Below are 12,846 nucleotides of genomic sequence, written 5' to 3' on the forward strand. Positions count from 1 at the left end.
ACGCCACACCACAGGCTCATGCACGAACCTCTGTTCACCCACACTTCGAATGCCCACAGGAGGCGCAGGTCATGCAACCCTCAACCATGCGCATGTCGTATTGCCCGCAGTTGGGGCAGGCCGGACCGCGAGGCTGGTCGAGGTTGACCACCTGGGCGGTCGGGTCGCTCTTCAGGCCCATGCCTTCGCCTTCCAGGAAGCCGGTTGCGATCATGTGGCGCTCGATGACGCCGCCGATGGCCGCGAGGATCGAGGGGATGTACTTGCCCTGAACCCAGGCGCCGCCGCGCGGGTCGAAGACGGCCTTCAGTTCCTCGACGACAAAGCTCACGTCGCCACCGCGCCGGAACACGGCTGAGATCATCCGCGTCAGGGCCACGGTCCAGGCGAAATGCTCCATGTTCTTGGAGTTGATGAAGACCTCGAAGGGGCGGCGGCGGCCGCCGACGATGATGTCGTTGATCGTCAGGTAGATGGCATGTTCGCTGTCGGGCCACTTGAGCTTGTAGGTCGCGCCCTCGAGGGTCTGGGGGCGGTCCAGGGGTTCGGACATGTAGACGACCTCGGCGCCCTGGGCGCCTTCGCCCCGGACCTGGTCCGGCGCCTCGCCGGGGGCCACGTCCTCGACCTCGGAAACGCTCAGCACCGATCCGGTGACGTCGTTCGGACGATAGGTTGTGCAGCCCTTGCAGCCTGTCTCGTAGGCTTGCAGGTAGACGTCCTTGAAGTCCTCGAAGGAAATGTCCTCGGGGCAGTTGATGGTCTTGGAGATCGACGAGTCGACCCATTTCTGAGCCGAGGCCTGCATGCGGACATGGTCCAGTGGCGCCAGCGTCTGCGCATTCACGAAATACTCGGGCAGGGCGGCATCAGTGCCGAAGGTCTCACGGTACATCTGCACAGCATAGTCGACCACTTCTTCCTCGGTCCGGGTCCCGTCCTTTTGCAGGACCTTGCGGGTGTAGGCATAGGCAAAGACCGGCTCGATCCCCGACGAGACGTTCCCGGCATAGAGCGAGATCGTCCCGGTGGGGGCAATCGAGGTGACCAGGGCATTGCGGATGCCGTGTTCGCGGATGGCGGCGCGTACGTCCTCGTCCATGCCCCGCATCGTGCCGCTGTCCAGGTACGCATCGGCATCAAAGAGCGGGAAGGCGCCTTTTTCCTTCGCCAATTGCACGGAGGCCAGGTAGGCGGCGCGGGCGATCCGGTGCAACCAGCGTTCGGTCTGCCGCGCCGCTTCCTCGGAACCGTAGCGCAGCCGTACCATCAGCAGGGCATCCGCCAGCCCGGTCACGCCCAGCCCTATGCGGCGCTTGTTCAGGGCCTCGCGGGCCTGCTCCTCCAGCGGAAAGCGCGAGGCATCGACCACGTTGTCCATCATCCGGACAGCGGTGGCGACCAGCTTGTCCAGTGCCTGTTCGTCGAGGTGCGCGTCGCCGGTAAAGGGATCATTGACCAGCCGGGCAAGGTTGACCGACCCCAGCAGGCAGGCGCCATAGGGCGGCAGGGGCTGCTCTCCGCAGGGGTTGGTGGCGGCGATTGTCTCGCAGTAGCTGAGGTTGTTGGCTTGGTTGATCCGGTCGATGAAGATCACGCCCGGCTCGGCATAATCATAGGTGGCGCGCATGATCCGGTTCCACAGGTCGCGCGCGGGGAGCGTGTGATAGACCACCCCGTCAAAGACCAGCTCCCAGGGGCCGTCCGCCTTGACCGCCTCCATGAAGGCATCCGTGACCAGGACCGAAAGGTTGAACATGCGCAGGCGCGCGCTGTCGGCCTTGGCTCCGATGAAATCCTCGATGTCCGGGTGATCGCAGCGCATGGTCGCCATCATCGCACCGCGGCGCGAACCTGCGGACATGATCGTTCGACACATGGCGTCCCAGACGTCCATGAACGACAGCGGTCCCGAGGCATCCGCCGCCACGCCTGCCACGGGTGCGCCCTTGGGCCGGATGGTCGAGAAATCGTAACCGATCCCGCCGCCCTGCTGCATGGTCAGTGCCGCCTCGCGCAGCTGGTCGAAAATGCCGCCCATGTTGTCGGGGATCGTGCCCATGACGAAACAGTTGAACAGGGTCACGCTGCGGTCGGTGCCGGCGCCTGCGGTGATCCGTCCCGCAGGCAGGTACTTGAAGTCTTCCAGCGCCTCATAGAACCGCTCTTCCCAGTGAGCGGGGTCCTTTTCGACCGTGGCCAGCGCCCTGGCGATGCGGCGCCAGCTGTCCTCGACGCTGAGGTCAAGCGGCGTGCCGTCCGCCTGTTTCAGGCGGTATTTCATGTCCCAGATCTGTTCGGCGATGGGGGCGGCAAAGCGGGTCATGGCGATTCCCTCAGGTGGCAGGCTGAACAATGTAGCTGCAACCCGAGTTTTCCACAACAGATTGACAGGCTTGCCGCCATGTCCCCCAGATCATGCGCCGAATGCAAGTGGTTTGCCCCGGCGCATGTTATGGTTTTTTAGAAAAAGAATTCGTCTCCGGGGACATAGTCCTCGGTGTCCTGCAGATCCGGTTGATCCCGCGGGTCCTCGGTGAATTTGCGGCGCGCGGCGCTTTGAACTGCCTCGCGAGCTGCGCCCAGGTGGTCGAACGCGGCTTCCTGGACGATACGGTCCGCCAGTTGGTCAAAGGTCTGCTGCACCGCGCGGTCATTGGCGATGAAGGGACCGTTGTCCTGGCTGAAGAAACGAAAGCCGATGTCGTCGATGATGATACCGTCTTCGGGCATTTGGCTGGTCTCCTGGATGGACGCCCCGAACCTTGGGGCGGGGATTACTGGTCAAGGAAGTCTCAGGCCTGCACCGGTGTCAGCGGTGTGGCTGCCAGTATCCCGCATCCGTCGCGTTGCGGACAGTCAGGTTAACCTTGCCATTGCTTCGGCAGGTCTCCGCCGAACCGTGCGCGGCAGAAGGCGTATTGGGGCGCCAGGGCCGCGGCCAGGGCCTTTTGCGCGTCATGGGGCAGGGCGGTTCCCACGGTGGTTTCATTCCGGCGTAGCCCGGGGCCGGGCGACCGCCAGGGGGTGTCCAGAAAGCGACATAGCCGGGGCAGGGCGTCGCCCCCGGCGAGATCCTCGTAGAAGAGGTACAGAAGATCCTCGGGCGCGAAACAGTCGTCCAGTGCCGTGACGGTCGCCCGGTAGTCGCCGCGCGCCATGATCGCGGGCGCGTCCAGGGCGTCGGCCCAAGCCTGCGTGGCGTCCTCTGTCAGGCCCTGTTGCTGCATGTGCCGCAGTTGAGACCACAGCCGTTCGACGGGGTCACGCATGACGAACAGCAGTTTCAGCCGGATGTCCTGCGTGGCGCAAAAGGCCTGCATATGGGCAAAACCCGCCGTCCCCAGCACTGAATAGGCCGGGGTGACATCGCATATCACCCGTGTCTGCGGGGTGCTGATCCGGGCCATATGGCCGAAATAGGCGTTGTCGTCATAGATCATCTGCACCCGGTCCAGTGCGGCCTGGAGCATCGGCGAAGCGGCCAGGTGCTCTGCCGGGTGTCCCTCTTGCGACAGGAACAACGTCAAACGACGGACTGCCAGAAGGTCCATGTCACTCAGGGCATGTTCCGGGAAATCTCGGCTGAAGAAATGCAGTTCCTTGAGCGGAGAGGGCGACACGCCCTCCAGTCCGCCCATGTAGGCGTGCAACCAGCTCGTCGCGCATTTCATGGCGCCGACGCAGACCAGCAGCGTCTTGCCGTCCAGCTCGGGGTAGTGCCGGATGTGCGAAAGCTCGGTCGACATAGGACCCTCCTGCCGGTTCGCAACAGAAGGTCAGGCTGACACGCTACCGGACACCGCTCAAGCCCGGAGGTGACGTGCCCGATGGTGACGGGCGTGGTGAAAAAATGGGCGGACTTGGCGACGTGGAATGATCTTGGCGGCCCCAGTTGCGACTAATTCTCATTTTCATTGACTCTTGCGAATTAGTCGCACTATATCTCGCAGGTGGAAACGCCTCGGCGGGTGTATCGCCGGGGTGTCGTCTTGAGGAGGTGCACAGTGACTTTGACCAAGCGAAAGCTTCTTGCCGGACTGGCGACCTTGCCGCTGGCCCTGTCGGCCAAAGGCCTGGCCGCGCAGGGGGTGACAACCGTGGTCGCGACCACGGGCATGATCGCCGATGCCGCACGGCAGGTGGGGGGCGATCTTGTCGAGGTCCGTGGCCTGATGGGGCCGGGTGTCGATCCGCACAGCTATCGCCAGACCCGCAGCGACATCGTGGCGATGGCCCGCGCGGATGTCGTGCTCTGGCATGGTCTCTACCTCGAGGCGCAGATGGAGGAATTCCTTCAGGATCTGGGCGAACGCGGCACAACGACCGCCGTGGCCGAGGGGTTGCCGCGCGATCTGCTGCTGGCCCATGACGACTACGACGACAAGTTCGACCCGCACGTCTGGATGGTGCCTGATCTCTGGACACATGTGGTGGAAAACGTACGCGATGCGTTGAGCGCGGCGCGACCCGACAGCGCCGAGGTCTTTGCCGCCAATGCCGCCGCGCACCTGGCAGAACTGGACGAACTGGCCACCTATGCCGCCGGCATCCTCGCCAGCGTGCCCGAGGAAAGCCGCGTGCTGGTCACGGCGCATGACGCCTTCAACTATTTCGGCCAGGCCTACGGGTTCGAGGTCATGGGCATCCAGGGTATCTCGACCGAGTCCGAAGCCGGGCTGCGCCGGATCGCGGATCTGGTGGATATCCTGGTGGATCGCCGCATCGGCGCGGTCTTTGTCGAAAGCTCTGTTTCTGATCGCAACATCCGCGCCCTGATCGAAGGTGCCGCCGCCAAGGGGCACGAGGTTGTCATCGGCGGCGAGCTCTTCTCGGACGCGATGGGAGAGCCGGGCACCTACGTCGGCACCTATGTCGGCATGATTGATCACAACGCGACAACCATTGCCGGGGCCCTTGGCGGCGACGTCCCGCGCGATGGCATGAAAGGACTGTTGAACGGATGACCGAACCTTCCGTGACCTTGGCCGCATCCGGCGGGCAGGCGGCGGCGCCGGCACGCCCTGACGCCGCCCTGAGCCTGCGGGGCCTGACCGTGTCCTACGGTGAGAAACCTGCGGTGTTTTCCGTCGATGCGGCCTTCCCTGCGGGCGAGATGACCGCGATCATCGGTCCGAACGGGGCGGGCAAGTCGACCTTGCTGAAGGCCGCGCTTGGCGTGATCCCGCGGCTGTCGGGCGAGGTCAGCGTCTTCGGTCAGCCGATCGAGACGGTCCGCGGGCGCATCGCCTATGTCCCCCAGCGCGCCAGCGTCGACTGGGATTTTCCGACCACGGTGATCGACGTGGTGATGATGGGCCTGTACCGGCAGGTCGGCCTGCTGGGACGGCTGACCGGCGCTCTCAAGGCATGGGCGCTGTCCTGTCTCGACCGGGTCGGCATGGCCAGCTTTGCCGACCGCCAGATCGGCCAGCTGTCGGGCGGCCAGCAGCAACGGGTCTTCCTGGCCCGGGCGCTGGCGCAGGACGCGGACCTCTACCTGCTGGACGAACCTTTTGCCGGGGTGGATGCCGCGACCGAACGGGCGATCATCGACGTGTTGAAAGCACTCAAGGCCGAAGGCAAGGCGGTGGTCTGCGTCCACCATGACCTGGCCACGGTGGGCGACTATTTCGACAATGTCTTCATGATCAACGTGCGCCGCATCGCCGAAGGCCCGGTCAGGACAACCTTCAACGGCGAGACGCTGAATGCCACCTACGGCGGGCGGCTTGCTGCCACGCATATCGACCAGTTGAACCTGGTGGAGGGCGCGTGACCCCGTTGATCGAGGCGTTGCTGCTGCAAGCGGGCTACAATGCGGCGCTGGTGGCCGTGGGCGCCGCTTTGCTGGGCTTTGCTGCCGGCGCCGCCGGAACCTTTCTTTTCCTGCGCAAGCGCGCGCTGGTGTCCGACGCAGTGGCCCATGCCACGTTGCCCGGCGTCGGGCTGGCCTTCATCGCGATGGTCTGGCTGGGCGGCGACGGGCGCAACCTGCTGGGTCTTCTGGCGGGGTCTGCCGTGACCGCCGGGATCGGCCTCTTGGCGGTGGAATGGATGACCCGGCGCACCCGGCTCAGCGAGGATGCGGCCATCGGCGCGGTGCTCTCCGTCTTTTTCGGGCTTGGGATCGTAATCCTGACCGTGATCCAGACAATGAGCTCCGGCCGCCAGGCAGGGTTGGAGAGCTTTCTGCTCGGCTCGACCGCCGGGATGCTGTTCCAGGACGCCATCGTGATCGCCGTGGGTGGCTCATTGGCGGTTCTGGCGACCTGGGTGATGCGGCGACCGATGACGCTGGTGGCCTTTGACGCGGAATACGCGGCGGCGAGCGGCGTCAACGTGCCGGGGATCGACCGGCTGATGATGGCGCTGGTCATGGCGGTCACGGTGATCGGGCTCAAGATCGTCGGGCTGATCCTGATCGTGGCGATGCTGATCATCCCGCCGGTCACGGCGCGGTTCTGGACCGAGCGCAGCCAATCCCTGATCTGGTACGCGGGGGGCATTGGCGCTGTGTCGGGGTACCTGGGCGCGGCGCTGTCCGCCTCGGCCCCCGATCTGCCGACGGGGCCGATCATCGTACTCGTCGCGGCGGGCCTGTTCCTGCTGTCGCTCTTCCTGGCCCCCGCACGCGGCGTGGCGGCGGCGGTGTTCCGGCACCGCCGGTTCCAGCGCAAGGTGCACCGTCGGCAGGGCCTCTTGGCATTGGCGCGGCAGGAGCCGATCCACGACGAGCTGACCCTGCGTGTCTTGCGGGGCGAGGGGCTGATCCGTGCCGATGGCGTTGCCACGGAAACCGGGCGCGCCCAGGCGGCCAAGATCGCCCGCGACGAACGCCGCTGGGACGTGGCCCGCGAAATCCATCAGGACACCGGGCTGACCGGGCGCTATGACGGGTTGACCCCGATCGAAGATGTCTTTGCCCCCGATGAGATCGCCGAGTTCGACAGCCGCATCGGCGGCCCGCGTGCCATAGGAGAGGGGCTGTGATGGGCAGCGAATTCGTCATGTTCTCCCTGACACCCATGCTGATCGGCGTGCTGGCCTCTGTCGCCTGTGCCTTGCCGGGAAACTTCCTGATCCTGCGGCGGCAGGCGCTGATCGGCGATGCCATCAGCCATGTCGTCCTGCCGGGGATCGTGGTGGCCTTTCTGCTGACCGGCGTCGTGGCCGCGATCCCGATGCTGCTGGGTGCCGCCGGGGCCGCCGTGGTGGCTGTTGTGCTGATCGAGGCGATCAAGCGGCTCGGTCGGATCGAACCGGGCGCGGCGATGGGTGTGACCTTTACCACGCTTTTTGCGGGGGGCGTCTTGCTCTTGGAGCAGAGCGATACCTCCAGCGTCCACCTGGACGTGGAACATGCTCTGATGGGCAATCTTGAATCGCTGGTCTGGCTGCGCGCGACGGACTGGTCCTCGCTCTTTGATCCCTGGGCGCTGGCCGGTGTGCCCGAGGAGCTGCCGCGCATCGCCGTGGTCTGTGCGGGGGTTATCCTGCTGACGCTGGTCTTCTGGCGCTGGCTGAAGATTTCAACCTTCGACGAGGGCTTTGCCCAGGCGTTGGGCCTGCCGGTGGGCATGATCGGCATGGGCCTGGTCATCACGGCGGCGGTGGCAGCGGTCGCGGCGTTTGATGCCGTTGGGTCGATCATCGTGATCGCCATGTTCATCTGCCCGCCGGCGGCGGCCCGGATGATGACCAACGGGCTGGAACGGCAGGTCTGGTGGTCGGTGCTGTTCGCGGTTGTCGCGGCCGTGCTGGGATACGTTCTGGCGGGCTACGGGCCGCTCTGGCTGGGCGGGGACAATGCCGTCAGCGCGGCGGGGATGATCGCGACCGTCTCGGGCGTCATCCTTGCGCTGGCCTGCGCCTTTGGACCGCACCGCGCGCGCGTGGGGGCGCGGGCCGAGGCCTGAAAGGAAAAAAAACGGCCCGCAGAATGCGGGCCGAGTGGTGTGACGCGGCGAAACGGATCAGGCGGCGGGGCGAGACCCAACGACGCCTTGAGTGACGGAATCCGTGATCTCGAGGCTTTCTTCCTCGGACAGGTCCATCAATTCGGCCAGCCGGGCGCGCGCGCGGCCCACGCGGCTCTTGATCGTGCCCACGGCGACGCCGCAGACCTCTGCCGCTTCTTCGTAGGCCAGGCCCTGCGCACCGATCAGCACCAGCGCCTCGCGCTGCGTGTCGGGCAACTGATCGAAGGCCACCTTGAAATCTCGCAGGTTCAGACGCCCGTCGTGATCGGGTTTGGTCGCAAGGCTTTCGCTCATCGTGCCGTCGGCATCCTCGACCTCGCGCTTGCGCTTGCGCCGCAGCGAATAGAACGTGTTGCGCAGGATCGTGAACAGCCAGGCCCGCATGTTGGTGCCTTGCTGAAAGCTGTCGATATTCGTCCATGCCTTGACCAGCGTCTCCTGCACCAGGTCGTCCGCCGTGGCAGAGTTCCGGGTCAGCGACAGCGCAAAGGCGCGCAACGAGCCGATGTGCTCGGTCAGTTCCTCGCGGGGGTCACGCATCTTGCTGGCCCCCGCTGTTCTTTTTATCCTCGGCGGCTTTCAATTGCGCCAGCAGATCGGTGAACCGATCGGGCACGGGCTGCTGGGCCATGTCATCGAAGGCCTGTCTCAAGTTCCTGTCGATTTCGTCGACGACTCTTGAATTGAGTTGTTTACGCGTCATGTGTTTTGTCATCTTTGGATCTCGCAACGCCTCATTACGGAACCAAAACGTTGCAGCCTGCGTTCGGTTCCAAAGGTAGCACTAATATTTGGAGCAACAAGCATGACGGCTCAGTCATCCTCGGACATGACAACCGCAATCGGCGGCAACCTTCCCTACCTGCGCCGCTACGCCCGCGCGCTGACCGGGCGCCAGGACAGCGGCGACCGATATGCCGCAGCAACGCTTGAGGCCATCCTGAACGACCCCGAGCTGTACGATGCCGGCCTGACTGCCAAGGTCGCCCTGTTCCGCGTGTTTCACGCGATCTGGATGTCCTCGGGCATGCCGGTCGAGGACGGCGGCGAAACGGGGCTGGCGGCACGGGCGCAGAAACACCTGTCGCGCCTGACGGAAAACACGCGCGAGGCGCTCTTGCTGCACACGATCGAGGAATTCCCGATCGAGGAGGTCGCCCAGATCATGCAGGTCTCTACCGAAGAGGCGGGCCAGTATGTCGATACGGCCTTCCTTGAAATGCGTGACGCGATTTCCGGCAAGATCATGATCATCGAGGACGAGGCGGTGATCGCAATGGATCTTGAAAGCATCGTGATGGACATGGGCCACCGTGTCACCGGCGTTGCCCGCACCGAGGCAGCGGCGCTGGACCTCGCCAGCAGCGAGGCCCCGGACCTGATCCTGTCGGACATCCAGCTGGCCGACGATTCCAGCGGGATCGACGCGGTCAACCAGATCATTGCCCGCGACGGCGACCGTCCCGTGATCTTCATAACCGCCTTCCCGGAACGGCTGCTGACGGGCGAGGGGCCGGAGCCGGCCTTCCTGATCTCCAAGCCCTATACAGAAAACCAGGTGCGATCCGCTGTCAGCCAGGCGCTGTTCTTTGCCTCGACAGAGACGTTGATCCGCTGACTTGATCACTGATGTGACAAAGAAAAAGGCCCGCCGGTTTCGGCGGGCCTTTTTGTTTACGTGGTCCTGTGCTTCAGCTTTTTGCCAGGGCACGCAGCATCCAGGCTGCCTTTTCATGAAATGCGCTGCGGGCGGTTGCAAGGTCTTCGGTCACAGGGTCGCGATGCGTACCAGCCAGCGCGATCAGCGCATGCAGACGATGTGCCAGTTTCTCGTGATCGTGGGCCAGGTCCTCGATCATGTCGGCGGTTGTCGCCTTTGCAGACAGGTCGTCGACCCGCGATCTTTTGGTGATGTCGTCCAGGCGGGCCGGGGCAAGATGTCCAAGCGCGCGTATCCGCTCGGCCAGGTCGTCGGCAGCGGCAAAGAGATCCTGGTACTGTTCCTCGGTCAGGTTGTGCACGGAAAAGAACAGCGGCCCTTCAACATTCCAGTGAATGGCATGGGTCTTGAACAGCAGCCGGTAGGTATCGGCCAGAACGTCCGACAGGCCGCTTGCCAGGGTTTCGGTGTTGCGGACCCCGGTGGAAACGGAATCTTCGGTGGGAACGACTTTCAGCGAGTCAGTCATCTAAGCCTCCTGTTTCATTGGTTAATCAGACAACGAACGGTGCCCGGAAAGGTTCCTGTTCCAGCCCGGCGGGACGAAAGGGGGCGGGCGCGTTTCGTCGGGGAACAGGCAGCAGAGAAGGCAGCATGCCCCCATCTGGCACCGACATCGAAAGACAAAGGCGCCACCATCGTCTAGCGACGCCCAGGCGCCGTGACCTACGCAGATTGACGTCATACATGAAAAGGCCCGCACTGGGGTAGCGCGGGCCTTTGCATCGGTTGGACCGGAACGTGCCAGTCAGGCCAGGCGGCGCGTAGAACGCGGGCCCGCGATCAGCCAGACGATGAACCCCAGCAGCGGCAGCAACAGCACGAACAGCGTCCACAGGACCTTGCCGCCGGTGCTTGCGCTGGAATTGATGATGTTGACGATTGCCCAGACCGCTAGGCCCAACAGGATCAATCCGCCCAAACCCGCAATTTCGATACCCATGATAGTCTCCTTTCGGTTTCACGCCGCCCTTCAGCCGCGCAGTGCGTCGATCAGCTCCGACTTGGTCATCTGCGACCGCCCATCGACATCCAGCTCGCGCGCCCGGTCGTAGAGCGCATCGCGCTTCCATTCTTCATAAGGGGGCGCTTTTCCGCCTTTGCGGGACGGGGCCATGTTGTCATTCGCCTGCGCATTGGCGATCGCCGCCGCTTTCGACTTGGCATAGCCCTTGTCGCGCAGGACCTGGTAGGTTTCCTCGTCCTTGATCGACGGGTTGTTCTCCTTCTCCTTCGCCATCGCGCTACCTCCTGCATCCTTGCCCCGCGTGAGACCGGCCCGGGGATTTTCCCATGCCGCCCGGCCCAAAAGCGCGAGACTGTACAAGGACCAAACGCCCGGCGTCCCACGCGGTTCCGTGTGCTCCGGGCCGGAAACAGCAAAGAAAGACGGGTTTTTTCGGGAACCTGCAGGGGAGAAAGAGCGTTACGCACGCATGGAAAACACAAATTGTGTCGGCGGGTTTCGTGCCCTGCCCAAAGAGAAAACACTTGCCGGCAAAATGCGCCGGTGCGGGATAGAGATAGAATTTTCAGGAATTGATGAAGGCAACACCTCGCAGATCGTGGCCCAGACCCTGGGCGGCCTGGTCAAGCGGCAGGGGCCGCATCTGTTCACGATCGAGGACAGCGGACTCGGAACCATCTGCGTCGAGCTGGACACGCGGTATGCCAAGCCCGGAAACCAGTTCCTGCCCGAAGGCGTGCTGGACGCCGCCCGCGCCGTCGTCCCGGTCGAGGTGGTCACGCCCCCCCTGATACCAGAGCAGATGGATCGTGTGCTGGACCTGACCAAGGCCCTGCAAAAGGCGGGTGGCAAAGGCACGTCCGACAGCCTGTTTGCCGGGTTCGGCATCCATTTCAACCCCGAGATCACCGGCTACGAAGATCCCTACATGTTGCGGACCGTGATCGCCTATGGCCTGCTTGAACCCTGGTTGCGCGAATGGCGCCCGCTGGACATGTCGCGCCGCATCCTGCCCTTTGTCGATCCCTGGCCCCTGCAATTCACGGATGCGCTAGTGGCGGCGGACGATCTTGATCTCTCGGTGCTCCGGCACCTGGTTCACAGCCACCTGAACGGGCGGAATTACGGGCTGGACCTCTTGCCGATCCTGCACGCCCATGACCCCGAGGGGTTTGCGGCGATGTTCGGAAAAGAAGCCAGCGGCGCCCGTCCGGCCTTTCACTTTCGCTTGCCGGATTGCCGCCTGGACGAGCCGGACTGGTGCATCACGGACGAATGGGACCGATGGTGGTTGGTTGAAGCCCTGGCGGCGGACGAGGCTCGATTTGACGCCTTGTACCAAGCCTGGCGGCGCGGGGCAGGGCACGGCGGGCTCTGGGTCGAAGAAGTGGCAGGGCAGATCGGCAACAACGGCGAGGAGCTATTCAGGTGAACCGGCCGCTGATCGCAGTGACCACCTCGACACGGTCGGGGTGGCGTATCTTTCCGCTTGTCCGGCTGAACCTTTGGCTGGCCGGGGCGCGTGCCTTGCGCTGGACGACCCGGTCGGACATCGACCTGGGCCGCGTAGAAGGCGTGATCATCGGTGGCGGCGACGACATCTCGCCCGATCTCTATGGTGCCCGCCTAGAAGTGGTCGCACGGCTAGACCATGACCGCGACGCGATGGAACTTGACATCGCGCGCAAGGCACTGGCCAGCGGCATCCCCGTCCTAGGTATCTGCCGCGGGGCTCAGATGCTCAACGTCGCGGCAGGGGGGACGCTGCACCAGGACGCCTGGTCTCTTTATCCCGAAGCCCAGCCGATCAAGACCATCCTGCCCCGGCGCGAGGTCCATGTCGAAACGGGCTCGCAACTGGCGGCCTGGTCGGGCGAGGCTCCGATGCACGTCAACGCGCTGCATACCCAGGCGGTCGACCGGTTGGGCCGGGGCTTTCGCGTCGCGGCGCGGGATACGCACGGCATGGTTCAGGCCATCGAACGCTGTCGGGATCCCTTTGCGTTGGGCGTGCAGTGGCATCCCGAACACCTGTTCTATGCGCATCGCCAGCGGGCGATCTTTCGCGCGTTGAGCCGTGCCGCATCTGCCTACGCAGAAGACCGGGCGCAAATCCTGTCACCCGCCTGAAACCGGCTCTAGTTCAAAGAAGAAGGCCCGCCAAGCTGGCGGGCCGT

Annotated in this window: 15 protein-coding genes; 7 read left to right on the forward strand and 8 right to left on the reverse strand. The window is 64.3% G+C overall.

Going from position 1 to position 12,846, the window contains the following annotated elements:
* Positions 1 to 34: 34 nt before the first annotated feature.
* The 3 genes from G9Q80_RS01410 to G9Q80_RS01420 form a co-directional block, all read right to left on the reverse strand.
* On the reverse strand, positions 35 to 2,326 hold the full coding sequence (locus G9Q80_RS01410; RefSeq protein ID WP_069208083.1) for an adenosylcobalamin-dependent ribonucleoside-diphosphate reductase: 2,292 nt from the start codon (positions 2,324 to 2,326) through the stop codon (positions 35 to 37).
* A 137-nt stretch (positions 2,327 to 2,463) separates the two neighbouring features.
* Positions 2,464 to 2,733, reverse strand: a complete 270-nt coding sequence (locus tag G9Q80_RS01415) for a hypothetical protein (protein ID WP_074623184.1) — start codon at positions 2,731 to 2,733, stop codon at positions 2,464 to 2,466.
* A 131-nt stretch (positions 2,734 to 2,864) separates the two neighbouring features.
* Complete coding sequence (locus G9Q80_RS01420) at positions 2,865 to 3,749, reverse strand: sulfotransferase (RefSeq protein WP_088716326.1); 885 nt, start codon at positions 3,747 to 3,749, stop codon at positions 2,865 to 2,867.
* Positions 3,750 to 4,013: 264 nt separating this feature from the next.
* Here G9Q80_RS01420 and G9Q80_RS01425 point away from each other — a divergent pair, with 264 nt between their 5' ends.
* The 4 genes from G9Q80_RS01425 to G9Q80_RS01440 are packed head-to-tail and all read left to right on the forward strand — an operon-like array spanning position 4,014 to position 7,919.
* A complete protein-coding gene (locus tag G9Q80_RS01425) occupies positions 4,014 to 4,967 on the forward strand; it encodes a metal ABC transporter solute-binding protein, Zn/Mn family (protein ID WP_088716383.1) in 954 nt (317 codons plus the stop codon).
* Positions 4,964 to 5,779 (forward strand): metal ABC transporter ATP-binding protein, encoded by an 816-nt coding sequence (locus tag G9Q80_RS01430; protein ID WP_088716327.1) that lies wholly within the window; start codon positions 4,964 to 4,966, stop codon positions 5,777 to 5,779. Before G9Q80_RS01425 ends, G9Q80_RS01430 begins: the two co-directional genes overlap by 4 nt.
* Positions 5,776 to 6,993, forward strand: coding sequence for a metal ABC transporter permease (locus tag G9Q80_RS01435; RefSeq protein ID WP_074623182.1), 1,218 nt, complete (start codon positions 5,776 to 5,778; stop codon positions 6,991 to 6,993). Before G9Q80_RS01430 ends, G9Q80_RS01435 begins: the two co-directional genes overlap by 4 nt.
* On the forward strand, positions 6,990 to 7,919 hold the full coding sequence (locus G9Q80_RS01440) for a metal ABC transporter permease (RefSeq protein WP_172429146.1): 930 nt from the start codon (positions 6,990 to 6,992) through the stop codon (positions 7,917 to 7,919). Before G9Q80_RS01435 ends, G9Q80_RS01440 begins: the two co-directional genes overlap by 4 nt.
* Before the next feature lie 57 nt (positions 7,920 to 7,976).
* On the opposite strand, the gene G9Q80_RS01445 is transcribed toward G9Q80_RS01440, so the two are convergent.
* Positions 7,977 to 8,522 carry an RNA polymerase sigma factor gene (locus G9Q80_RS01445; protein ID WP_043144666.1) on the reverse strand — a complete coding sequence of 182 codons (546 nt, stop codon included), beginning with the start codon at positions 8,520 to 8,522 and terminating at the stop codon, positions 7,977 to 7,979.
* Positions 8,515 to 8,697, reverse strand: coding sequence for a NepR family anti-sigma factor (locus G9Q80_RS01450; RefSeq protein ID WP_043144664.1), 183 nt, complete (start codon positions 8,695 to 8,697; stop codon positions 8,515 to 8,517). Before G9Q80_RS01450 ends, G9Q80_RS01445 begins: the two co-directional genes overlap by 8 nt.
* Before the next feature lie 90 nt (positions 8,698 to 8,787).
* Here G9Q80_RS01450 and G9Q80_RS01455 point away from each other — a divergent pair, with 90 nt between their 5' ends.
* A complete protein-coding gene (locus G9Q80_RS01455) occupies positions 8,788 to 9,600 on the forward strand; it encodes a response regulator (RefSeq protein ID WP_043144663.1) in 813 nt (270 codons plus the stop codon).
* Between the two features lie 73 nt (positions 9,601 to 9,673).
* Here the strand turns inward: G9Q80_RS01455 and G9Q80_RS01460 are convergent, their stop codons facing one another.
* The 3 genes from G9Q80_RS01460 to G9Q80_RS01470 form a co-directional block, all read right to left on the reverse strand.
* On the reverse strand, positions 9,674 to 10,171 hold the full coding sequence (locus G9Q80_RS01460; RefSeq protein ID WP_074623181.1) for a Dps family protein: 498 nt from the start codon (positions 10,169 to 10,171) through the stop codon (positions 9,674 to 9,676).
* Positions 10,172 to 10,450: 279 nt separating this feature from the next.
* Positions 10,451 to 10,639 carry a PLDc N-terminal domain-containing protein gene (locus G9Q80_RS01465; protein ID WP_074623194.1) on the reverse strand — a complete coding sequence of 63 codons (189 nt, stop codon included), beginning with the start codon at positions 10,637 to 10,639 and terminating at the stop codon, positions 10,451 to 10,453.
* 36 nt (positions 10,640 to 10,675) lie between these two features.
* Positions 10,676 to 10,942 (reverse strand): DUF7218 family protein, encoded by a 267-nt coding sequence (locus G9Q80_RS01470; RefSeq protein ID WP_088716328.1) that lies wholly within the window; start codon positions 10,940 to 10,942, stop codon positions 10,676 to 10,678.
* A gap of 262 nt (positions 10,943 to 11,204) precedes the next feature.
* Here G9Q80_RS01470 and G9Q80_RS01475 point away from each other — a divergent pair, with 262 nt between their 5' ends.
* Both G9Q80_RS01475 and G9Q80_RS01480 read left to right on the forward strand, forming a co-directional pair.
* Entirely contained in the window at positions 11,205 to 12,101 is an 897-nt protein-coding gene (locus G9Q80_RS01475) for an amidoligase family protein (RefSeq protein ID WP_157903870.1), read from the forward strand.
* The gene (locus tag G9Q80_RS01480) at positions 12,098 to 12,799 is read left to right on the forward strand and encodes a gamma-glutamyl-gamma-aminobutyrate hydrolase family protein (RefSeq protein ID WP_088716330.1); all 702 of its coding nucleotides are present in this window, start codon (positions 12,098 to 12,100) and stop codon (positions 12,797 to 12,799) included. Before G9Q80_RS01475 ends, G9Q80_RS01480 begins: the two co-directional genes overlap by 4 nt.
* The last annotated feature ends 47 nt before the right edge of the window (positions 12,800 to 12,846 follow it).

The organism is Mameliella sp. LZ-28, from assembly GCF_012274245.1.
Classification (GTDB): domain Bacteria; phylum Pseudomonadota; class Alphaproteobacteria; order Rhodobacterales; family Rhodobacteraceae; genus Antarctobacter; species Antarctobacter albus.